The organism is Microbulbifer maximicatervae (SeqCode), from assembly GCF_052467695.1.
The window spans coordinates 2,072,285-2,095,000 of record NZ_CP174320.1; the positions used below are offsets into that span (position 1 = coordinate 2,072,285).

A 22,716-nucleotide genomic window follows, 5' to 3' on the forward strand; every position below is an offset into this window, starting at 1 on the left:
TAATTATGTCAGAAATCTGAAAGCTATAATGGCTTGTAGATCAAAAAATATCTCTGCGGTAGATCAAGTAACGTCCTCATTGCAGGCAAACTCGATTCTAAAGCAACTTTTGTCGTCGTTGCTACGGCAATGATAAAGGCTAAGGTTATTGGTCTCACAAAGCTCCCGTGCGATATACAACCCAAGTCCATTCCCGTTTTGGCCTGTTGTGAAGAATGGTTCAAAAATTTTATCGAGGAGTTCTTCGGGAACGCCTGCGCCTAAATCTTTGACCTCCAGAATTGTTTTCCTGTGCACCTTATTGTAGTAGGCACAAATAGTAGCATGGTTTGTTCCAGTAGTTACTTGAGAGTGTTGAAAAGCATTATCAGCTAAGTTGGTGACTACTTGAGCCAACTGTGCAGAGTCAAAGTATGCTGGCAATGCTTGTTCTGTGATATCTAGCTTGATAATGTTTTCGGTTTTACCGGTATTAAAATCTATTAAAAACTGTTTGAGCCAGGCTTTAAGATCGTGTTTCTCGGCTGAGCTGGCACGTCTCCGCGAAAGCTGCATAACATTTTCAACAATCTGATTAATGCGTTGGCTTTGGCGGCATATTATGTCAGTTAATTCTTTGTCTTCCTCTTTCAATTGCGGAGATTCCGACAATAGCTGTGCAGCGTGCTTGATAGCGGCTAAAGGATTACGTATCTCATGCGCAATAGAGGCTGTTAGTTGGCCGAGGGATGCGAGCTTGAGCTTTTGGGCAGCTTCTGACAGCTTACGGTTATCTTCGACAAAAATTAATGTGCTATGACCTGCATCATGATGTAATTCTGAAAAGTTTGCATGAAGCTCGTCCCCATTTTTTGCGGGGATAAGGACATTATTTTGACTCTTATGACTGCGCCACTCCCTAACCTTTTGTCTCAGCTCTGCATGGTAGTCATGTGCTGTATCGATTTGGTTTTCTAGTAATCTCCTTGCTGATTTATTGATCAATTCTGGCTTGTAAGAAGGGCCTAAAACCAATACACCGGTATTCATTCTTTCAATGATTTCTTGAGCGAGGCGTTGAAGGTGTGCAGCCTGGCGGCTTTGTATGTCTGCGCGAATATTAGCCCTACGGATACGTTCTGATAGGTATTGGATGGCACTGACAGTTACAAAAAGGAGTAGGCCCAGTCCGCCGGCAGATACAATTTCTTGACTCGACCCCGATCCTGTCAACAAATGGTAAAGCTGGAGCGCGATAACACCCAAGCTAGCGATGGCAGCAAAAAATGCACTGAGGCGCTTATCAAGTAGGATGGCACCGATTGAACAACTGATAAGCAGTAAATAACCGAGGCCAGAATTTAGCCCTCCACTAGCCTCGATCAACAACAAGAAAACCAGAATGTCACAGCCCAAAATAATCCCGACTTGGCTGCTATTTGTCTGGTAAGCCTTCTGGCGCAAAAATAGTAACCACGCCACATTTAGAAGAGCATAGGAAGACGTTGTATATATAAATAGTGTTGGCAAGTACGTACCAAGCGAGCCTCCACCTATGTCGGAGTAAAATATTCCTAGCAGAACTAGGGCTATTGCTACTCGGTAGATTGCGCTTATGCGCAAAAGCTCATGGTGCTGTTGGGGGGATGTCTGGGAACTGCTCACTGTAGATGCCCGGTATTCTTGTAGTGGTGAGCCGCTGCTGTTGTTACCCCGATGGGGTTACAATAGCGGCCTGTCTTGTCCGAGGTTCAACGATGTCTACTTTGCAGTTAGTGCTGGCACAAATCAATTCCCTGGTGGGAGATATTCCAGGGAATACCAAGCAGGTGATAGAAATTGCGCGCCGAGCGTACCAGGAACTGGGTGCTGACTTGGTACTTTTTCCGGAGCTGACCCTGTGCGGCTACTCTCCTGAAGACCTGTTGTTGCGCCCCAGTATGCAGATTCGTATTGATGCGGCATTGGATCAGCTCAAAGCTGCAGAACTGCCCTGTGCCGTTGTTGTGGGTTACCCCAAGTTGCTCGATGGCGTTATGTTCAATATGGCGGGGGTAATAGTTGAGGGAGAGTTAATCGCAGAATATGCCAAACAGAAGCTGCCTAACTATCAGGTCTTTGATGAAAAGCGTTACTTCAAACCGGGTAAATCTCCCTGTGTAGTGGATATCAAGGGAGTTCCTGTGGGGCTGAGTGTTTGTGAGGACATTTGGTTTCCAGAGCCCATCAAGCAGTCAGTCGATGCTGGAGCCAAGTTGATTCTCAACATCAATGCATCACCTTTCCATCGGGGCAAGGCTCAGCAGAGGCTGGAGTTGGTTTCTAGGCAGGCAAAGAATGCCGGGGTCCCCATTGCCTATGTAAACTGGTGCGGTGGTCAGGACGAGCTGGTTTTTGACGGTGGCTCAATCGTTGTTGACGCGGAGGGAGAGGTATGCGCCAGGGCTGAGGAGTTTACAGAGCAGTTGTTGCCAGCTTCCATATCTTTGCAGGGACAGGATTTGACGGTACACCCTGGGGAAATTGCTCCTCCTCGCGGCGATTTGGCTTCCGTGTACCAAGCCCTGGTACTCGGGGTGCGCGACTACGTTAATAAAAATGGTTTTAATGGTGTTGTACTGGGGTTGTCGGGTGGAATCGACTCTGCTCTGACATTGGCAGTTGCGGTCGATGCGCTGGGTAAAGAGCGTGTTGAGGCGGTAATGATGCCGTTTCGCTATACCTCGGATCTGAGTAAAGGCGATGCGGCCGATCAGGCGGAAAGAATGGGGGTTCACTATCGGGAAATTAGTATCGAGCCCATCTTTGATTCGTTTATGGGCGCTCTCGCTGAAGAATTTGCTGGCAGTGAGAGGGATACCACTGAAGAGAACCTGCAGGCCCGCTCTCGTGGTGTTCTTTTGATGGCTATCTCCAATAAGAAGGGCGCGATGGTCCTGACCACCGGTAACAAGAGTGAGATGGCCGTTGGTTACTCGACCTTATACGGGGATATGGTAGGCGGATTCAATGCCCTGAAGGATGTTCCCAAAGTATTGGTATTCGAGCTGGCCCGTTACCGCAACACAATTTCTGAAGTGATTCCTGAAACGGTCATTACTCGCCCTCCCAGTGCTGAGCTGGCCCCAGACCAAGTGGATTCTGACAGCCTTCCGCCTTATGAGATCCTGGATCAAATTCTCAACCTCTATGTTGATCAAGACCACAGCGCTGAGGAAATCATTCAGCGTGGCTTCCAGAGAGAGGATGTAGAGCGTGTGGTCAGGTTAGTGGGGCGCAATGAGTACAAGAGGCGCCAGGCAGCCATCGGGGTGCGTATTTCTGAACGCGGATTTGGAAGGGATCGCCGTTATCCCATCACCAATGGCTGGAAGCTGGGTGACTAGCTATCCTGAAAATATAAACGGCGCCGAATGGCGCCGTTTATATTTTCAAGTGATAAGTTACAGAAGCTCTGGAGGCAGGGGAGTCTCGTCCCGGTTGTATTCGGGATTATAGAGTTCCCGGCTGTCAAAGCCCCGCGGGTCAGATTTTTCAAACAGGCCCAGGGTAACCCTGTGCACCAGACTGCGGCCGCTCGGACCTTTGTAAAAGTCGTAGTTGAAAGTGCCATCTTCGTTAAAAGCGGGGTGCTTTGGATAGTTATTGCGCAGTACATCCAGGGCATTAGCCTCGAGATCTTGCATTTCCATCAAATGGTAACCTTGAACCATAACTGCCAGGGCATCGGGGATTGCGGGTGTCTGCTGGAAGTTTTCCACAATGTAGCGACCGCGATTGGCTGCTGCGAGGTAGGCGCCGCGCTTAAAGTAGTAGTTAGCCACGTGAACTTCATAGCGGGCCAGCAGGTTACGCAAGTGGATCATGCGCTTCTGCGCGTCTGGAGCGTAGCGGCTTTCAGGGTAGCGGGCCATTAACTGGGAGAAATAAGCGAATGACTCTCGAGCCGATCCTGGATCGCGACTGGTCAAGTCGGTAGGCATAAAGCGCTCGAACAGGCCTGTGCCCTCAGTAAAGGAGGACAGGCCCTTCATGTAGTAGGCGTAGTCGACATTGCGGTGCTGGGGGTGTAGGCGAATAAAACGGTCTGCAGCGGCGATAGCAGCATCGTTTTCATAGTTGCGGTAGTAGGCATAGATCAGCTCAAGCTGAGCCTGTTCCGCGTAGTTGCCGAATGGGAAGTTGTCTTCCAGGGCTCGCAGGTTTCTGATGGCAAGATCCCACTGGCTGGTTCGCAGCTGTCGCTGGGCCATCTCGTAGTATGCCTGCTCTGTACGTGAACCTGTGGGTAGGCCCACTTCCGAATCATCTGTGTTGGCGCAGGCAACCAATATTGCGGACACCAAGGCCAGCCACAGCATTTTCCAGGTCTGCATAGCCCCTCGCTCTATCATTCTTACACTCTACCTTATTAAACTACCCACCAGTATTAACCTGGCGCGTCGGACATTTAACCACAGTCGCGGAGCTGCCCAAAGTATTTGCAATTGATTGATGATTGAACACCTAAAACTAGATATCCAAGTTCCTGCCAATATGGCTGGTCGACGCTTAGACCAGGCCGCAGCCGAATTAATTCCCGATTTTTCGCGCGCGCGCCTCCAATCGTGGATCAAAGGCGGCCAGCTCACTTTAAACGGAGCCCCAGCTAAGGCCAAGGAAAAGCTCTTTGGCGGCGAGCTTATCCAGCTTCGCGCAGAGCTGGAACCCCAAGGTAGCTGGGCTGCCCAGGACCTCGACCTCAATATTATGTACGAAGATGACTGCCTGATGGTGGTCAATAAGCCCGCGGGCCTCGTAGTCCACCCCGCTGCCGGTAACCCCGACGGCACTCTGCTCAATGGCCTGCTTCATCACAATCCAGCCCAGGAGCTGATACCCCGAGCCGGTATTGTTCACCGGCTGGATAAGGACACCAGTGGCCTGATGGTTGTGGCTAAGACTTTGGCCGCTCAGACCCATCTCGTGGATCAATTAAAGCAGAGAACGGTGAGTCGACAGTATGATGCCTTGGTCCAAGGATATATCACCACTGCGGGTCGTGTTGATGCGCCCATCGGTCGGCATCGTCAAAATCGTCTCAAGATGGCTGTTTTGGACTTTGGCGGCAAAGAGGCGATCACTCATTATCGTGTACAGGAGCGTTACAGTGCTTACACGCTCTTACGTTGCAAGCTGGAAACCGGTCGTACTCATCAGATTCGGGTACACATGGCCCATATCAGGCACCCGCTCGTGGGAGATCCACTCTACGGAGGCCGCCCAAAGTTGCCTCCAGAGGCCTCGGCAGACCTTGTTGAAGCTCTCCAGAGCTTCCCTCGGCAGGCTCTGCATGCGGCTGAACTAGCGCTAGTGCATCCCACCAGTGGACAGGACATGCATTGGTGTGCGCCAATGCCTGCTGACATGCAAGCACTGCTCGATCAGTTGCGCGCTGATGAGCCTTGAAGTACCGGTTATAAATTCGCCTGAGTACCTATCGCCGGTTCTCGAAAGGACAATTTCGCAAAGCAAGATATCTCAATGCCAAGTAACCACTACCTGATACCCGATTGGCCCGCACCCACAGGGGTGAGGGCGGCGACGACGCTACGCACTGGGGGCCAAAGTTGTGGCCATTTCTCCTCCTTTAACCCTGCTGCTCACGTGGGGGACAAGGAGTCAGCTGTTACTGCCAATCGCCAACAGTTGAGAGGGGAGCTTGAGTTGCCCTCAGAACCGCAATGGCTGGAGCAGATCCATAGCGACAAGGTAGTCGAGGCAAGTGATGACGCCTTAGTTCGAACCGCAGATGCCTGCTTTAGCATGAAAAGAGGTGTTGTCTGTGCCGTGCTAACCGCAGACTGTTTGCCTGTTTTGCTATGCGATAAGAGTGGTACCCGTGTAGCAGCAGCCCATGCCGGGTGGCGCGGATTGGCCGGTGGTATATTGCGCAACACCGTACGGGCGATGAAGTGTGATCCTGAGGAGTTGATGGTTTGGTTGGGCCCAGCGATTGGTCCGGAGGCCTTTGAAACCGGAATCGATGTCCTCGAGGCATTCTTTGAAAATGCAATTAGCAGTCGACACACAGAAAAAATCGCTAGCTGTTTCCGCCCACACACTAAGAAACCACTGCACTTTTTAACAGATATCTACGCCCTGGCTCGCGCGGAGTTGGCAGAGCTGGGGATTGGCGAGGTGTACGGTGGGGGGCTCTGCACAATGTCAGAACCTGAGAAGTTTTTTTCCTACCGCAGGGAGTCTGAAACCGGTCGTATGGCAACTTTGATATGGCGGGATAAAGACTGAACTGAATTTCTAGATGGCTTATTTTTTTCTGTGTAAGCCATTCGATAATATTGGGGCAGCTTGGGCAATTACAAGGCTGGGCGTTGACTGGGCTGTAAAAAATTATAAGAGATAGATTTGCCGCAAAACCACTTTGCATAGAATAAATGCCGCTATTGATTTAAATCATTGAAAACCCTTCCTGCGCCCCTATTTTACTTGTCAGTACCATAGCGAATGTAAAAGGCAAATTAGTGCCACTATTGCAGCGCTTCTGAAAAAATCGAGTAAAAGAGGTTTCGTTCATGCGAATTGACCGAATGACAAACCCGCTACAGGCGGCATTTGCTGATGCGCAATCCCTAGCGGTAGGGCGCGACCACAACCAGATTTATCCCGAGCACTTGATTCTGGCACTGCTTAACCAGAACAACGGAAGCGTACCCGCATTCCTGTCACAGGCGGGATTTAACCTAAACGGGTTGCGCAATGACCTTGCCAAGCGGTTGGATAGCCTGCCGCGGGTGACTTCCCCCACGGGTGATGTGGGGATGTCCCAGGAATTAATGCGCTTAATGAATCTCACGGACAAGCGAGCCCAACAAAATGGTGACAGTTTTATTTCCAGTGAAACTGTATTACTGGCGGCTTTCGACTCTGCGGCGGGAGAGATTTCCAAAATCCTAAATGCCAACGGCGACATTAAACAATTAGAGGCGGCAATTCAAAAAGTGCGTGGCGACGAAAAAGTGGATGACCCCAATGCGGAAGAAGCGCGCCAGGCGCTGGATAAATATACTCTCGACCTGACCGAGAGGGCTCTGGCCGGCAAGCTTGACCCGGTGATCGGGCGCGATGATGAAATACGGCGGACGATTCAAGTCTTACAGCGGCGTACCAAGAATAACCCTGTACTAATTGGTGAGCCGGGTGTTGGTAAAACTGCCATTGTTGAAGGGCTCGCTCAACGTATCGTCAATGGTGAAGTGCCGGAAGGGTTAAAGGACAAACGTCTTCTTTCCCTGGATTTGGGGGCATTGTTGGCGGGCGCAAAATTTCGTGGAGAATTTGAAGAGCGATTAAAAGCGGTACTCAACGAATTATCAAAACAGGAAGGTCGCATTATTCTCTTTATCGATGAGATCCACACGATGGTGGGTGCCGGTAAAGCTGAGGGGGCCATGGATGCGGGAAATATGCTGAAGCCCGCTTTGGCCCGCGGGGAATTGCATTGTGTCGGTGCAACCACTCTGGATGAGTATCGGCAATATATTGAAAAAGATGCAGCGCTTGAGCGGCGTTTCCAAAAAGTATTGGTTGATGAACCAACTGAAGAGGATACGGTTGCGATTCTGCGCGGATTAAAAGAACGCTATGAAGTACACCACGGTGTTGATATTACCGACTCTGCAATTATTGCCGCGACAAAATTATCGCAGCGTTACATCACTGATCGTCAATTACCAGATAAAGCGATTGATCTTATTGATGAGGCTGCCAGCCGGATACGCATGGAGATCGACTCCAAACCGGAATCCATGGATAAATTGGAGCGCCGTTTAATTCAATTAAAGATTGAACGTGAGGCGGTAAAAAAGGATACGGATGATGAGGCGACTAAAAAACGCCTGTCGAAACTGGAAGAAGAGATTCTACAACTGGAGAGGGAATACTCCGATCTTGAAGAGGTTTGGAAGGCGGAGAAGGCACAGCTTGCCGGCAGCCACGACCTCAAGGAAAAGCTCGAGCAGGCCAAGCTCGATATGGAGTCCGCACGGCGTGCAGGTGATCTCAATAGAATGTCTGAATTACAGTACGGTGTAATTCCACAACTTGAACAACAGCTTAAAAGTGCCGCTACCGCTGAAGCTTCTGAAGAACCCCGCCTGCTGCGCAATCGGGTTACCGATGAAGAGGTGGCTGAAGTGGTATCCCGCTGGACGGGTATTCCTGTATATAAGATGCTCGAAGGTGAGCGTGAAAAGCTACTGCGAATGGAAGATGAGTTGCACAAGCGGGTCATCGGACAGGGGGAAGCGGTGGAAGCGGTTGCTAATGCCGTACGCCGCTCGAGGGCGGGACTAGCTGACCCCAACCGACCCAATGGCTCATTCTTATTCCTTGGCCCAACCGGTGTGGGTAAAACGGAATTATGCAAGGCATTGGCTCAGTTCTTGTTTGACACAGAAGACGCCATGGTGCGTATCGATATGTCGGAATTTATGGAGAAGCACTCTGTGGCCCGACTGATTGGCGCCCCCCCCGGATATGTAGGTTATGAAGAAGGGGGGTACCTGACTGAAGCGGTGCGGAGAAAGCCCTATTCTGTTGTGCTATTAGACGAAGTGGAGAAAGCGCACCCCGATGTATTCAATATTCTTTTACAGGTCCTTGATGATGGCCGCCTGACCGACGGCCAGGGGCGCACGGTGGACTTCCGTAATACCGTCGTCGTAATGACTTCAAACCTTGGCTCAGATTTAATTCAAAAATACGCCACTGCGGAAAATGGCGATGACCTGGACGCTGAAATTCGTTATCGACAGATGAAAAGTGCGGTGATGGAAGTGGTGGGGAACCATTTCAGGCCAGAGTTCATAAATCGTATTGACGAAGTGGTTGTTTTCCATCCACTGGATAAGGCAGAAGTACGCTCTATTGCCGAAATTCAGTTGCAACAACTTTGCCGTCGACTGACAGAGAGGGACCTGAAATTAGAGGTATCTGAAAGTCTGCTGGATAAATTAGCAGAAGTTGGGTTCGATCCCGTTTATGGTGCACGGCCATTAAAGCGTGCTATTCAGGTATGGCTGGAAAACCCGCTGGCGCAAGATGTTCTCGCCGGTAAGTTTTCCCCTGGAGCAACGATCCACGCGGATGTTGAAGGCGATAAAGCCGTATTCCGATAAAAAAGCACTTGGGGGTGCCATATGGTGCACCCCTAAACTCCCACCGATTCCTCACTCTCTCCATATCTATACTCACAGGTGCGCTAATCCGTTTGTTCGGATATTTACGTAGAGGGGCACCCCTCCGTAGCGCATAGTTTCCCTTGCAAGTATCAGTTTATAGTTTTTATTGACGACACCTTACGGGGGCCTGATATCAGTAAGCGTATGTTGCTAATGCTGCTGGGATGCCTTTTGCTCTTCGGCGGAATTTTTGCTTATAAATTAATTGGCAGGCATATGGTGAATCAGTTCATAGACAACTTAGCCCTGCCTGCGGCCACAGTGACTTCAGCAACCGCCCAGTTTCAATATTGGAAGGAAGACCTGAGAGGAATAGGCACCATTCGAGCTGTTAATGGTGTAGAGGTTACTACCGAAGCTCAGGGGGTTATCAGCGCTATTCACTTCAAGTCGGGCCAGCATGTTAGGAAGGGCGATTTATTGGCGGAAATTTTTGCTGAACCGGAAAAGGCGCAGTTGCAGGTGTTGGATGCAGAGCTTCGCTTGGCCCGTCGTAATTACGTGCGGATCAAGACTCTGCTGGGGCGAGGTGTAACAACCGAAGCAGATTTGGATAGCGCTCGCAGTACTTTGGACCAGGTGGTTGCCAATATAGAAGTGCAGCGGGCCAGGGTGGATCAGCGAGTTATCGTGGCGCCGTTTAGTGGAGTGCTGGGAATTCGACAAATAGATCTTGGACAGAATGTAAGCCCGGGGGAGTCTGTTGTTTCTCTACAGCAACTTGATCCTATTTTTGTTGATTTTTCCCTCCCTGAACAAAAATATGCCTTGGTTAAGGCTGGGCTTGCTATTCAGTTGACAACAGATGCTTTCCCTAAAAATACCTACGAAGGAAGAATTACTGCTGTTGACCCTCAGGTGGATAGTGCAAGTAGGAACTTTCTGATTCAAGCTACTCTGAAAAACCCCCAACACGATTTACGTCCTGGGATGTTTGCCCAGGTATCCGTAAAGATAAGTGCACAGAGAAAAGTGCTTGTCATTCCCAGAACCGCATTGGCTTTTGCTCCCTATGGGGTGGCGGTTTTTGTGTTGGAGCCCGATAAAGATGGCGAGCATATGGTCGCAGTTAAACGATTTGTGAAAACTGGTGAGGAGCGTGGGGATCTAGTTGAAATTACACAAGGACTTTTGGTGGGAGATATAGTGGCTAGCAGCGGATTACTCAAACTTCGCAATGGAGAGAAAGCGGTTATCAATAATCAGAATCAACCCCCAGAAAGCGCGGACCCCACACCGGAAAATAGTTAAACCTGGAATTTATAGGTTGTGAATTTCACAGAAATTTTCATTCGAAAACCAGTGTTGGCCTGCGTAGTCAGCCTATTTATTTTTCTATTGGGTTTAAGGTCGCTAACGGAATTAAATGTCAGGCAGTACCCGGAACTTGAAAATGCGGTTATTACAGTAACCACCGTTTATGTCGGTGCCGACTCAGATCTAGTACAGGGGTTTATTACTACGCCGCTTGAGCAGGAGATTGCTACTGCTGATGGTATCGATTACATGGTCTCCACCAGCGTGCAAGGCCTCTCGACGATAAACGTTTATGTACGTTTTGATTACGATCCAAATGAAGTATTAACTCAGGTCGTTGCCAAGGTAAATAAGCTGCGCAGTGAATTGCCTGATGAATCAGAGGATTCCAGCGTGGAAATGCAGCAGGGAGAAACCACTGCTGCAATGTACCTTTCTTTTTCCTCAAATATTCTCGCTAATAATCAAATTACGGATTATCTGACACGCGTTGTTCAACCTAAATTGGCGACTATAGCTGGTGTGCAGCGAGCTCGCCTTTTGGGTGACAGTACTTTTGCAATGAGAGTCTGGTTAAAGCCGACAGAGATGGCGGCATTGGAAGTCACACCTGCAGATATTTCTGATGCGCTTAGGGATAATAATATTCTGTCGGCAGTTGGTTCGACAAAGGGAACCCGTGTGGCACTGGAAATACGTGCGGATACAGATATTGCACGTCAATTGGATTTCCGCAAGCTAGTGGTTAGAGCCGATGGGGATAAGTTGGTTCGTCTAGGTGAAGTGGCGGAGATAGAGTTAGGAGCTGAATCCTATGACAGCTCTGTGACTTTTAACGGACAATCGGCCACTTTTATTGCTATTGAGGTGGCACCCGATGCGAACTCCCTTGATGTTATTAAAAAAGTACGCGAGGAGTTGGAGCAGAAAATTTTTCCACAGTTGCCAGAGGGTATGCTAGGCGAGATTCCTTACGACAGTACTGAATATATTCAGGACTCCATTGAAGAAGTCGTCAAAACAATTGTTGAAGCAGTATTTATAGTAATTTTGGTGATTTATTTGTTTCTGGGGTCAGTTCGCAGCGTATTGATTCCAGCAATTGCACTGCCGCTTTCTCTCGTCGGTGCATTCTTTTTAATGTTTTTAATGGGATTTTCCATCAATTTACTCACATTGCTAAGCATGGTTCTGGCTATCGGAATTGTTGTTGATGATGCCATCATTGTTTTGGAAAATGCCCATCGACATATAGAAGAGGGCTTGCCTCCAAAAGAGGCTGCGATCGTAGGGGCTCGAGAGTTGGCATGGCCTGTAGTGGCTATGACTACGACGCTAATTGCAGTGTATATTCCTATTGGTTTTCTCGGTGGTTTAACCGGGACCCTATTCATAGAGTTTGCATTCTCCCTAGCTGGCGCCGTATTACTGTCTGGAGTGGTCGCTCTTACTTTATCTCCCATGATGGCCTCGAAAATATTAAAGCCTCGGGATGGTGGAGGTACCCGGTTTGAAATTTGGCTGGAACGCCAATTTAATCGACTTCAGACGAGATTTGAAAAATCGCTCCATTCTTCTCTTGATGAGCGCCGAGTTATTTTGGTTTTCGGCTTAATTGTATTGATAAGTTGTTACTTCTTATTTGTGACGTCCCCTCAAGAGCTTGAACCTACAGAGGATAGGGGGCTTGTTCTTACAATTTCTACTGCCGATGCTTACGCAACTTTAGATTATGTTGAACAGTACAGTGGTGAACTTAATGTCATTGCTGAGAGATTTACTGAGGTTGAAAATCTTTTTCTGCTTAATGGGGCGGGCACCTTCAGTAGTGGTGTTAATAATGCGGTGGCCGGGTTTGTTTTGGCTCCTTGGGAAGGGAGAGACCGCGATACGGAAAAGATGCAGGAGTTGATTAGCAGTGATGTACAGCAAATAGCCGGATTAAAAATAGCCGTTGTGGTGCCACCAAGTCTGCCAACTGCGGGAGGGCAGCTTCCGGTTGAATTTGTTATCGGTTCTACAGAGCCCATGGAGAATCTGGCATCGGTGGCAAGCGATATTATGACCCGAGCTTTGGAGAGTCGAAAGTTTATTTTTCTAGATTCTGATCTGAAAATTGATAAGCCAAAAATTGTAATAGAAATTGATCGTGATAAAGCGGCCAGTATGGGTGTGGAAATGGTGGACCTGAGTCGTGACTTAGGAGCGATGTTATCCGGGGCTTATGTCAACCGTTTTTCCCTGGATAATCGCAGTTATAAAGTTATCCCTCAAGTCGAGAGGGTTGACCGCCTTACCCCTGATCAGCTGGAGCAATATTATATTCGGGCGGTAAACGACAAGTTGGTTCCTGTGAGTACTTTGATAAGGCTCACGGAAACCGTTGAACCACAGCAACTAAAGAGATTTCAACAATTAAATGCCGTCACTATTTCGGGTGTGCCACGCCCTGGGATTACGTTGGGTGAAGCATTGATGGTGTTGGATAATGCGGCTAAAGAAATCTTACCAGTCGAATATTCTGTAGATTACTCGGGGCAGTCCAGGCAATTCAAAACTGAAGGATCGGATTTGGTGGTTACCTTTTTCTTTGCCTTGATAGTGATTTATTTGGTGCTGGCTGCTCAATTTGAATCCTGGCGCGATCCCTTGATTATGTTGGTCACAGTACCCATGAGTGTTTGCGGAGCGATGATTTTTGTCAGTCTAGGATTGACGACTCTCAATATTTACACGCAAGTGGGCCTGGTTACCCTGATTGGGGTTATTTCCAAACACGGCATTCTGATAGTGGAGTTTGCCAATAAGTTACAGCTCTCAGGGCTTGATAAGCGATCAGCGATTGAGCAGGCCACTTCAATCCGTTTGCGACCGATTTTAATGACTACCGCATCTCTGGTTTTGGCGATGGTTCCATTGTTAATAGCGTCGGGGCCAGGAGGAGGAGCAAGGTTTGCAATGGGCTTGGTAGTGGCGACCGGTATGACAATTGGAACGTTATTTACTTTATTTGTCGTGCCGGCGATGTATATGTATCTTGGGCGGAATTTTGAGGCGGAGGCTGTAGCGGCCTCCTGAGTTTCTTTACACTTATTTACGCTTCGAAAATATCTCTGTCGACATTGCTGCGACGGAACTCGGAAGGGGTGACTCCCTCATGTTTTTTAAAGAAGCGAGTAAATACCGCTCGTTCGGCAAAATGAAGTTGTACCGCAATACTTTCTACGGAATCCTTGGTTGAGAGAAGGAGTTTCTTGGTCAGAGATAGCGTAACACTGTCTTTAAGCTGCTGGAATGTTACTCCCTGTTCTCTCAATCTGCGCTGTAAAGTGCGGCCGCTGGTGCGGAAGTGGGCTGCGGCTTGTTTGATAGTGATTTCTTCACTGAGCAAGTGCTTCTCGAGCCAGGCTCGCAAACTGGCTGCCAGGTTATAGCTGGTCAAAGTATTGTGCAAAACTGCCTTTAAAATATTTCGGCTCTGGCTGCGAATGATTTTATGGTAACTGGGTATAGGGAAGTCCAGTATCTGGGAGCCCAGGATAATCGCATTTTCATCAGCGGAAAACTCAATTGGGCACTGGAAAATCCTCTTGTGGATAGAGTCATCTTCTGGCTTTTCACTGCGTAACTTTAATCCCCGGACCTCGGGAAACCTGGGGTTAAGAGTGCGCAAGAGATCTACTCCACGACTCATCAGCATTTCAGCAATAAAATGATTGACCGGAGCGCTAAAGAGTTCCTGCTGCCAGTTGAGTGTGAGCACTTCCGCATCGGCTTCCTGGTAAGTCTGGAACCGCAGGAGGGGGGCCAGAGTTTGTGAGAGCACAATTTCTGCAGGGCGAAAGATCTCCCTCGGCCGTCTCAAGGAGGGCTGAGCTTCGATAATAGTTTCTTCAAGCCAAAGCATAATTGGGAAGCGACTAAAGCTGAGGCCTGGTGAGGTAACAGGGGATAGCGCCAGTATGCTTTCAATTAGAGCATTGAATTCACTGTAATTGAGCCATTCACTCTCTCCTGGATTCCAGCTAAATGAGAATGGCAATCGTTCAATTAGCGTCTCGGTGGGGATGCCGAGCCTGGCGGCGGCAACCACAAAGTAAGGCGCAAATATCTTGGGCACGCCGGCATGGCCGGACATATTTTTATTTTGGTCTCTCATGACTTACTGCCGTCCGGGTGGCGTTGCCGGCATCATAGCAAAGGCGCCTCAAAGCACGAGTATAAATTGAGGAATATGACGAATTGGTCGCTTCGCGTGGCGGATTCGACCCCCCTCTGGCGCCTTTAATCCTATTCCGAAATAGAGCGTTAAGGATAAGTTTTAGTCGTCTGCTGTACATTGCGTTATTCAGATTTTTTAAAACTCTTCAGTCACGAGAGTTACCACTTACTAAAACAATAAAGGAAAATAACAATGGCACTGTCTAAAAGGCTGGGTATAAGCCTGTCTATTTTTTTCTCGGCGATAATTGGAGCTTCATCAGCGGTAGCGGAAAACTGCTATATCCTGGTTCATGGACACGGAGTCGAAGGACACACTACAAGTGAAAGTAATGATGGGAGTTTAGTGCAGCCAGCACTGGATTATTGGAGTGAGGCGGTTTTCGACGAATATTCTAGCAGTGATTTTATTGAGCAATTGTTAGTTGATGGCGGCAATTACGGCGTTGTCGGTTATAACTCAACTGATGAAGGTGAATTTCCCTACTGGCATGATGAGACTGCGGGTGAAATTGCTCGTCAAATTATAGAGATCCGCTCTGGCCAGGGAGATCGGTTTGAACACGAAAACCAGTGCTCAGCAGAGGACACTTTCTGGATTATTTCCCACAGCCAGGGTGCCGCCCAAATGATGTATATCGCGGGTAACGCTGTTGAAGGATCCCCATACTACAATCGCGCCTACAACCAGTTCGATAGCAATACAGAAATTCAAGAAGTAAAAAAATGTTCCACGACTTGGTATGGCAGTAAATCCTGTAAAACGGTTGAAGAAGAAGTTCGAGTTGCCGGGCTTAACGAAAGCTATGCAGTGAGCGTTGATTTTGATGCGGCTATCAGCGGTGTTGCTGCAATATTCACCACAGGGGGAGCAATTACCGGTACTGAAGGCGTTGATCGGATATGCAATGGAAGCTGGTATGACGATTTGGTCAACGCACTATTTCTTGGGCGTGAGTGTTCGGCGGTTCGCTATATGCAGACTAATGATGTTTACACTGTGAGAAATTATGTAGGGACTAATCTCGGTGCGCCGGTGTACACCATTGGGGGTTATGCGGGCTTCCCAGGTGTGGAAAGTGCTACCTCCATGCTGCTGAATGGTGAGGATGACGGTTACATTAATTTGGCTTCGCAAATGAACTGTTCCGGATCTGCCAAGCGCAACCTGTGGTCGAATCTCAAAGAATATGAAACCCTGTTTGGCGTAGCTTACGGCAGCGCGATTTTCTCTTGTGATAACGACAGTAAAGGCACTGCTCGATCTTACAATTTGGCCAGTATCTATACAGATCATGATGCGCAGCGTAACGGTGGCATTCTATCCCCCGATTATGATTCTATTCCCGATGGGCTGGACTGTGGTTCAGGAAAGAACAGCGCGGGTAGAATCTCAGCCTGCACAAATTAACTAAAAAAATAAAAGGCTTCGGAGATATTGATGTCCACATCAAACAAAGATCGCTCAAAGGCCCGGCTGGCAGGCTGGGGTGTACTGGCCGTAGTTACTGGATTGGTGGGTTACTGGGCCCTGGCTGGTGGTGAAGAGGCGACGCCCGTTGTTGTAACCAAAGCAAAAGCTGAAGAGCAATCTATCCGAAGCCGCAAGCCTGATAACGTTAAGCCGGCGGAACTGGAGCAAGAGGAAGAGGATCAGTCTGTAAAACTATGGAAGGGAATTCAGTCCCTGCCCAACAAGACTGAGTTACACGAATCCCTTCTCTCGGATCTGGCCCGCTTTCATCGCTATCCGCCAGAAAACCGAGCAATTAAAACTCCTGAACAGGACCCGATTACTCAGACATTTGCGGTGGATGAAAGAACCACTCACAGTGAGGAAGGGGATTCTCTGACTATATGGACAGATGAAAAGTTTTATTTGCGTGGGGATACTATTCGGGTTTTTGCCTATCAGGCCGATAGTGATGGAGATCGGGTCAGTGCTGACCTGACTGCGCTGTTGGTTTACGAAGACCAACAAGTCGTGGGTACCTTGGCTTTTAGTGATTCGGATGGAGACTTAGTCTACGAAGTATTGATGGAGGCGGGCTCCTTTAATAGCCAGGTGCTGGAAGCGGGCATTTTTAAGGTCATTGTGGATACGGATATTGATGGTCTCCGAGATGCGGCAGCATTCACCCTATCTGAGGATACGGGAAGCTATACGGGCTCGTTGCGGGATTCCGTTACCGCCGATGGCAATTTATTAATTGAGGCGGAAGTCGATATCAGCAGAGAGGGGCGCTACTATTTTCAGGGCTCCCTGTATAACGATGAGCAATCCCCGATAGGCACAACGCAAAATGCTCTTGAGTTAACGGCGGGGCGGCACTGGATTCCCCTAGAGTTTTATGGGCTCTTAATTCGCGATGCCGGGCAGGACGGCCCCTACTTGGTGAAACAATTGAGTATTGCCAGGGTGACGGTACCTATGGCCAGGGATAGTGCTTTTGAACCAGGCTATTACACTGAACGCTATAGCCTGGATCAATTTACTGATAGCCCCTACCGTGAGCCTTAGGAATCGGCATCGTTAGAAGGGCGACTAGCAGTTTTTCTTGATTTGCTCTCGGGCTTTGGTAATGCGTTCTTGCCGCTCATCTTCTCCGAGCCTGCGATAGTTTCCATCTTTATCTTTTTCGCGCACTCTCGCGTGTGTGGTCAGGCTCTTAAGGTTCTTTTGGTACGCGACACAGAGCTCTGCTCGTTTTGCTGCCTCTTCTTTAGCTCTGGCCTCCAGTTGTCTCTGTTGCTCAGCGTCGGGCAGCTGTTCTTCCTTTGACTGTTGAGGTACTTGAGGTGCATTTTTCTGTGCTTCACGTGCGGCTATCGCATTTTGTTCAGCTTCCCATTTCTTATAGCGCTCTGACTTGGGCTTTTTGATCACGTCCACTTGAGCGTCCCCTGGAGGTTGCTCACCGAAGTGGACAACACCATTCTCATCTACCCATTTATAGATGCCGTCGGCTTGAGTGGTCGTAGCTGTTACTGCAATCAATAGCGCCAGTAAGATGCGCATGGTGCTTACCCCTTGTGTTGATGTTCCTTCCGTCCCCTTATTGTACCGGTACTGGCGGGTTTTCCTGTAACTGTCTTAACACTTTCGCAGACACCTATTGACAGCTAGGACTCAATTGGCAAAATCGGGGGTTTACTCAGTGACTAGATTTCACCGCAAACCCGTGGTTTTGAGTCTAACCCTGGTGGAACATCCTCCATCGAAATTCTACTGAGTGGCCCTCCCCACCCCTGGAGGCCTGCTAACCCCGTAGTGAACCTTTGTAGATTTACTTGGGGTTGGGTGTTTATGCGCGATCAGTTCATCCTAAAAATCGGCAGCTAAACACGCAACAGGCTGATATTTGTCACCATTTTCCCCTATAATTGCTGCCTGGCATTCTTGCTAGTAGGCGTTTTATACGTTTTCGGTGATGGCTATCCTATAAAACAGGAAAATTGAGGAGACTCAAGTGGAATTACTTTCCGGCGGCGATATGTTGGTTCGCGCGCTGCAGGATGAAGGGGTGGATCTGATTTTTGGATACCCGGGCGGCTCAGCGTTACATATCTATGATGCTATTTTTCGGCAGAAGTCGATAAAGCATATTCTCGTGCGTCACGAGCAGGGTGCAACCCATGCTGCCGATGGCTATGCACGGTCTACTGGTAAGGCGGGTGTGGTACTGGTGACGTCTGGTCCCGGTGCTACGAACGCGATTACTGGCATCGCAACGGCCTATATGGATTCTATCCCTATGGTGGTGATATCCGGCCAGGTACCCAGGGATAAGATCGGTGAGGATGCGTTTCAGGAAACAGATATGGTCGGTTGCTCGCGACCGATCGTGAAGCACAGCTTTTTGGTAAAAAATGCTGAAGATATTCCTACGATCGTCAAAAAGGCATTTTTTATCGCCAATACTGGCCGTCCCGGTCCCGTAGTGATCGATGTTCCAAAGGATGTAACCAACCCGGCGGAGAGATTCCCCTACCACTACCCTGAAAAATTGCGGATGCGCTCCTATACCCCAGCAGGTAAGGGGCATAGCGGCCAGATTCGCAAAGCGATTGCTATGTTGCTATCAGCTCGCCGCCCGGTGATTTATGCCGGCGGGGGAGTGGTGCAGGGTGGCGGCGCCGAGCTTCTCACCGAGCTGGCTAGAAAGTTGAACTACCCGGTGACTAATACCTTGATGGGGCTCGGAGCATTTCCCGGAAGTGACAGGCGTTTCTTGGGAATGCTCGGTATGCACGGCACTTTCGAGGCAAATACAGCCATGCATCACGCCGACGTTATTCTGGCTGTAGGTGCACGCTTTGATGACCGGGTGACTAATACTCCAGGCAAATTCTGTCCGGGTGCCAAAATTATTCATATCGACGTCGATCCGGCTTCGATCTCTAAAACGATTGTTGCCGATATCCCGATTGTCGGCACGGTCCAGGCTGTCCTTCGGGAGATGCTCGAAGCGTTGAAAGCCAACGATGAGCAGCCGGATCACTCCGCGATAGTTGACTGGTGGCGCCAAATAGATGATTGGCGTGAGCGTCACGGGCTCTACACGGCTCCTCGTTATCAGACTAATGGTGCTCTGATAATGCCGCAGGATGTGATCAAGGCGGTGTATGACATTACTGAGGGTGATGCTTTTGTGACATCCGATGTAGGGCAACACCAGATGTTTGCTGCGCAATATTACCTGTTTGATAAGCCGCGCCGCTGGATTAACTCCGGTGGGCTGGGGACTATGGGTTTCGGCTTACCGGCAGCCTTGGGGGTGAAAATAGCTCACCCGGATAAAGAGGTTGTGTGCGTAACTGGCGAGGGAAGTATCCAGATGTGTATTCAGGAGCTTTCTACGGCTACCCAATATCATCTGCCAGTAAAAATCCTCTGCCTTAACAACCAGGCTCTGGGGATGGTGAAGCAGTGGCAGGAGATGCAATATGAAGGAAGGCTTTCCAATAGTGTTTACGAGGAATCGCTGCCTGATTTTGTGAAACTCGCCGAGGCATACGGTCACGTCGGAGTGAAAGTGGAGCGTCGTGAAGACCTACACAACAAGTTACAAGAAGCTTTTGCAATTAAGGATCGCACTGTATTTATCGACGTATACGTCGACCCATCTGAGCATGTCTATCCCATGCAAGTGCTACCAAATGGCTCCATGCGTGACATGTGGCTGAGCAAAACTGAGAGAACTTAAAGGGTAGGGCGATGCGTAGAATAATTTCGGTTCTGATGGAGAACGAACCAGGGGCTTTGTCTCGTGTTGTTGGCTTATTTTCCCAGCGTGGCTACAACATTGAAAGCCTCACCGTGGCGCCTACTGAGGATGCGACTTTATCGCGTCTCACTTTGGTGACGATTGGTGACGATCACAAGATTGAGCAAATTACCAAGAACCTAAACAAGCTTATCGATGTTGTGAAATTGGTGGACCTCACTGAAGGCTCTCATATCGAGCGGGAGCTGCTATTGGTGAAAGTGCGGGCCAATGGTGCCCAGCGCGATGAGGTGAAGCGCAGTGTCGATATTTTTCGCGGGCAGATCGTCGATGTCACCAGCAGTATGTACACGGTACAGGTGGCAGGAACTGGCGAAAAACTCGATGCGTTCCTCCAGGCGCTGGGGGAGCACACAATTATGGAAGTGGTGCGATCCGGAGTTTCCGGGATTGCCCGCGGTGAAAAAGTATTAAGTGTATAGAGCAAAAAGCAGGAATTGAGCGATGCAAGTATATTACGACAAAGATTGTGACCTTTCTTTAATTCAGGGAAAAACAGTAGCCATTATTGGTTATGGATCTCAAGGTCATGCCCATGCCAATAACCTGAAAGACTCTGGCGTAGCGAATGTTGTTGTTGGGTTGCGCGAGGGGTCTGCTTCCTGGAAAAAGGCTGAAGGCGCGGGCTTGAAGGTAGCTGAAGTTGTCGATGCGGTGAAAGATGCCGACGTGGTTATGATACTCGCTCCGGATGAATACCAGGCGAATATTTACAAAGAGCAAGTTGCTCCAAATTTAAAGTCTGGTGCAGCACTGGCTTTCGCACATGGTTTTAATGTGCACTTTGAATTGATTGAGCCACCAGCGGATGTCGATGTCATTATGGTTGCTCCCAAGGGGCCCGGCCATACCGTTCGATCGACCTACCTTGAGGGAGGCGGTGTCCCTACCTTGATTGCGGTTTATCAGGATGCGACAGGTAAAGCAAAAGACTTGGCGCTGTCTTATGCTTCAGCTAATGGTGGTGGCCGCTCAGGTATTATTGAAACCAATTTCCGCGAAGAGACTGAAACAGATCTCTTCGGTGAGCAGGCTGTTCTGTGTGGGGGTGTTTCTGCGCTTGTAACGGCTGGTTTTGAGACTCTGGTAGAAGCCGGCTATGCTCCGGAAATGGCGTATTTTGAATGTCTGCATGAATTGAAGCTGATTGTCGACCTGATGTACCAGGGGGGCATTGCCGATATGCGCTACTCTATTTCCAATACCGCAGAGTATGGTGACTACGTAACTGGCCCGCGTATTGTTACGGAAGAAACCAAGGCAGAAATGAAACGGGTTCTTAAAGATATTCAAACCGGTAAGTTTGCCAAAGACTTTATGCTCGAGTCCCTGGCGGGGCAGCCGCGTCTGAAAGCAGAGCGTCGCATTGGTAGCGAACACGAGATTGAGCAAGTAGGGGCAAAACTCCGCGCCATGATGCCGTGGATCAAAGCGAATAAAATTATTGATCGCACCGAAGGTAATAGCTGACTTAAGGTTGGCAAAAACGGCAGGGGCGACCCTGCCGTTTTTTTTTTGCTCTGGGCTCGGGTGGTAAATTGGCGTTAAACTCGCTGACTGCACAATGCATCAATGGAGAGTATATGAGCGGTCAAGGGGGCGAAAAACAGCCCATAGACTCAAGTAGTGAGGCTACTGAGGAAATTCGTTTGCCTGTCGATGAGCATGTTGAGGAAGAAGTTTCTTCCAGTGGTAAAAGAGTGCGCGCACGAGGTATCTATCTGCTGCCCAATCTTGTGACAACAGGCGCACTGTTTAGCGGCTTTTATGCCATTGTCGCAGGTATGAGTGGGCATTTTGAATCGGCTGCGATAGCGATTTTTGTCGCGATGGTACTGGATGGATTGGATGGGCGCGTCGCTCGCCTGACAGATACCCAAAGTGCCTTTGGTGTTCAATATGACTCGCTTTCAGACATGGTTTCATTCGGCCTGGCTCCTGCCTTGGTCGTTTTCAGCTGGGCGCTGGGAAACCTGGGTAAATTTGGTTGGGCTATAGCATTTTTATATGCGGCTTGTGCGGCATTGAGGCTTGCGCGCTTCAATACACAGGTAGATACCGTTGATAAAGGGGTCTTTATTGGATTAGCGAGCCCAACAGCTGCTGCGATCGTCGCGAGCATGGTGTGGGCAGGCCACAATGCTGAAGTAGGACCAGGCTTGGCTATAGTGGCGGCACTGGTTACTGCGGTTTCGGGTCTCCTGATGGTATCGAATTTCCGCTACTCCAGTTTCAAAGGGCTCGACTTTAAAGGTCGCGTGCCCTTCGTAATGATGCTTGCGGTTATATTGGTCTTTAGCTTAATAGCGATTGATCCGGCAGGTGTGCTCTTAACCCTGGCTGTTCTATACACGCTTTCGGGTCCGGCTATGTGGCTTTGGAATCATTTCCACCGCAGCTCGGAAACTGATGCGGTAGAGGATGACAAGGTAAAGGCGGATTACAAAGATCAGCACTAGTCTTTATTGATATCTCTTTTGGAATTCTGCTGGCCGACTCTAATATTGAGTAGCGGGAGTGCGAACTAACACGGAAAGTGATCGTCGGGAGGTCGGATGCGGCCTCAATTCTCCCCTCAAAATAAGAGGGCTGTGCAATTACTGAAAAAAGTCTTGCACAGAAGCACAGTAATCCGTATAGTTCGCGCCCTCGCTGCCTGAGACGGTGGCGAGAGGCAACTCCAAGCGATTGATTTTCTTAAGAAAATTTCTTCAAAAAAGAGCTTGCCA

General features: G+C 49.1%; 16 protein-coding genes. 12 read left to right on the forward strand and 4 right to left on the reverse strand.

Annotation, left to right across the window (positions count from 1 at the left end):
• Window positions 1–63: 63 nt before the first annotated feature.
• Window positions 64–1,644, reverse strand: a complete 1,581-nt coding sequence (locus ACJJI8_RS09080) for a sensor histidine kinase (RefSeq protein WP_444934839.1) — start codon at window positions 1,642–1,644, stop codon at window positions 64–66.
• Window positions 1,645–1,736: 92 nt separating this feature from the next.
• Between ACJJI8_RS09080 and ACJJI8_RS09085 the strand changes: the two genes are divergently transcribed.
• A complete protein-coding gene (locus ACJJI8_RS09085) occupies window positions 1,737–3,365 on the forward strand; it encodes an NAD+ synthase (RefSeq protein ID WP_444934840.1) in 1,629 nt (542 codons plus the stop codon).
• Between the two features lie 57 nt (window positions 3,366–3,422).
• On the opposite strand, the gene ACJJI8_RS09090 is transcribed toward ACJJI8_RS09085, so the two are convergent.
• The gene (locus ACJJI8_RS09090) at window positions 3,423–4,373 is read right to left on the reverse strand and encodes an outer membrane protein assembly factor BamD (protein WP_444906458.1); all 951 of its coding nucleotides are present in this window, start codon (window positions 4,371–4,373) and stop codon (window positions 3,423–3,425) included.
• A 100-nt stretch (window positions 4,374–4,473) separates the two neighbouring features.
• Here ACJJI8_RS09090 and rluD point away from each other — a divergent pair, with 100 nt between their 5' ends.
• The 5 genes from rluD to ACJJI8_RS09115 all read left to right on the forward strand — a co-directional run bounded on the left by rluD (window position 4,474) and on the right by ACJJI8_RS09115 (window position 13,556).
• A complete protein-coding gene (gene rluD, locus ACJJI8_RS09095) occupies window positions 4,474–5,427 on the forward strand; it encodes a 23S rRNA pseudouridine(1911/1915/1917) synthase RluD (protein WP_413664317.1) in 954 nt (317 codons plus the stop codon).
• 75 nt (window positions 5,428–5,502) lie between these two features.
• Window positions 5,503–6,270, forward strand: coding sequence for a peptidoglycan editing factor PgeF (gene pgeF, locus ACJJI8_RS09100; protein WP_444934841.1), 768 nt, complete (start codon window positions 5,503–5,505; stop codon window positions 6,268–6,270).
• A gap of 284 nt (window positions 6,271–6,554) precedes the next feature.
• Entirely contained in the window at window positions 6,555–9,158 is a 2,604-nt protein-coding gene (clpB, locus tag ACJJI8_RS09105; protein WP_444934842.1) for an ATP-dependent chaperone ClpB, read from the forward strand.
• A gap of 207 nt (window positions 9,159–9,365) precedes the next feature.
• Window positions 9,366–10,472 (forward strand): efflux RND transporter periplasmic adaptor subunit, encoded by a 1,107-nt coding sequence (locus ACJJI8_RS09110; RefSeq protein WP_444934843.1) that lies wholly within the window; start codon window positions 9,366–9,368, stop codon window positions 10,470–10,472.
• Window positions 10,473–10,490: 18 nt separating this feature from the next.
• The gene (locus tag ACJJI8_RS09115) at window positions 10,491–13,556 is read left to right on the forward strand and encodes an efflux RND transporter permease subunit (RefSeq protein ID WP_444934844.1); all 3,066 of its coding nucleotides are present in this window, start codon (window positions 10,491–10,493) and stop codon (window positions 13,554–13,556) included.
• A 16-nt stretch (window positions 13,557–13,572) separates the two neighbouring features.
• On the opposite strand, the gene ACJJI8_RS09120 is transcribed toward ACJJI8_RS09115, so the two are convergent.
• Entirely contained in the window at window positions 13,573–14,637 is a 1,065-nt protein-coding gene (locus tag ACJJI8_RS09120) for a helix-turn-helix domain-containing protein (protein ID WP_444934845.1), read from the reverse strand.
• A 255-nt stretch (window positions 14,638–14,892) separates the two neighbouring features.
• Between ACJJI8_RS09120 and ACJJI8_RS09125 the strand changes: the two genes are divergently transcribed.
• Window positions 14,893–16,110 carry a hypothetical protein gene (locus ACJJI8_RS09125; RefSeq protein ID WP_444895244.1) on the forward strand — a complete coding sequence of 406 codons (1,218 nt, stop codon included), beginning with the start codon at window positions 14,893–14,895 and terminating at the stop codon, window positions 16,108–16,110.
• Between the two features lie 30 nt (window positions 16,111–16,140).
• Entirely contained in the window at window positions 16,141–17,220 is a 1,080-nt protein-coding gene (locus ACJJI8_RS09130) for a DUF4785 family immunoglobulin-like domain-containing protein (protein WP_444895243.1), read from the forward strand.
• A 24-nt stretch (window positions 17,221–17,244) separates the two neighbouring features.
• Here ACJJI8_RS09130 and ACJJI8_RS09135 read toward each other — a convergent pair whose 3' ends face one another.
• On the reverse strand, window positions 17,245–17,718 hold the full coding sequence (locus tag ACJJI8_RS09135) for a DUF4124 domain-containing protein (protein ID WP_444934846.1): 474 nt from the start codon (window positions 17,716–17,718) through the stop codon (window positions 17,245–17,247).
• Between the two features lie 451 nt (window positions 17,719–18,169).
• On the opposite strand from ACJJI8_RS09135, the gene ACJJI8_RS09140 reads away from it, so the two are divergent.
• The 4 genes from ACJJI8_RS09140 (at window position 18,170) to pssA (ending at window position 22,446) form a co-directional block, all read left to right on the forward strand.
• Window positions 18,170–19,906: an acetolactate synthase 3 large subunit gene (locus ACJJI8_RS09140; RefSeq protein WP_413664326.1), complete on the forward strand. Its 1,737-nt coding sequence runs from the start codon at window positions 18,170–18,172 to the stop codon at window positions 19,904–19,906.
• A gap of 11 nt (window positions 19,907–19,917) precedes the next feature.
• Complete coding sequence (gene ilvN / locus ACJJI8_RS09145) at window positions 19,918–20,409, forward strand: acetolactate synthase small subunit (protein WP_282934340.1); 492 nt, start codon at window positions 19,918–19,920, stop codon at window positions 20,407–20,409.
• A gap of 22 nt (window positions 20,410–20,431) precedes the next feature.
• Entirely contained in the window at window positions 20,432–21,457 is a 1,026-nt protein-coding gene (gene ilvC / locus ACJJI8_RS09150) for a ketol-acid reductoisomerase (RefSeq protein ID WP_282934339.1), read from the forward strand.
• Between the two features lie 113 nt (window positions 21,458–21,570).
• Window positions 21,571–22,446, forward strand: coding sequence for a CDP-diacylglycerol--serine O-phosphatidyltransferase (gene pssA, locus ACJJI8_RS09155; protein ID WP_282934338.1), 876 nt, complete (start codon window positions 21,571–21,573; stop codon window positions 22,444–22,446).
• The last annotated feature ends 270 nt before the right edge of the window (window positions 22,447–22,716 follow it).

Excerpts from the sequence above, each read along its gene's own strand:
- ACJJI8_RS09085 (WP_444934840.1), top strand. The coding sequence starts at position 1,737 with ATGTCTACTTTGCAGTTAGTGCTGGCACAAATCAATTCCCTGGTGGGA.
- ACJJI8_RS09090 (WP_444906458.1), bottom strand. The coding sequence starts at position 4,373 with ATGATAGAGCGAGGGGCTATGCAGACCTGGAAAATGCTGTGGCTGGCC.
- rluD (WP_413664317.1), top strand. The coding sequence starts at position 4,474 with ATGATTGAACACCTAAAACTAGATATCCAAGTTCCTGCCAATATGGCT.
- pgeF (WP_444934841.1), top strand. The coding sequence starts at position 5,503 with ATGCCAAGTAACCACTACCTGATACCCGATTGGCCCGCACCCACAGGG.
- clpB (WP_444934842.1), top strand. The coding sequence starts at position 6,555 with ATGCGAATTGACCGAATGACAAACCCGCTACAGGCGGCATTTGCTGAT.
- ACJJI8_RS09110 (WP_444934843.1), top strand. The coding sequence starts at position 9,366 with ATGTTGCTAATGCTGCTGGGATGCCTTTTGCTCTTCGGCGGAATTTTT.
- ACJJI8_RS09120 (WP_444934845.1), bottom strand. The coding sequence starts at position 14,637 with ATGAGAGACCAAAATAAAAATATGTCCGGCCATGCCGGCGTGCCCAAG.
- ACJJI8_RS09125 (WP_444895244.1), top strand. The coding sequence starts at position 14,893 with ATGGCACTGTCTAAAAGGCTGGGTATAAGCCTGTCTATTTTTTTCTCG.
- ACJJI8_RS09130 (WP_444895243.1), top strand. The coding sequence starts at position 16,141 with ATGTCCACATCAAACAAAGATCGCTCAAAGGCCCGGCTGGCAGGCTGG.
- ACJJI8_RS09135 (WP_444934846.1), bottom strand. The coding sequence starts at position 17,718 with ATGCGCATCTTACTGGCGCTATTGATTGCAGTAACAGCTACGACCACT.
- ilvN (WP_282934340.1), top strand. The coding sequence starts at position 19,918 with ATGCGTAGAATAATTTCGGTTCTGATGGAGAACGAACCAGGGGCTTTG.
- ilvC (WP_282934339.1), top strand. The coding sequence starts at position 20,432 with ATGCAAGTATATTACGACAAAGATTGTGACCTTTCTTTAATTCAGGGA.
- pssA (WP_282934338.1), top strand. The coding sequence starts at position 21,571 with ATGAGCGGTCAAGGGGGCGAAAAACAGCCCATAGACTCAAGTAGTGAG.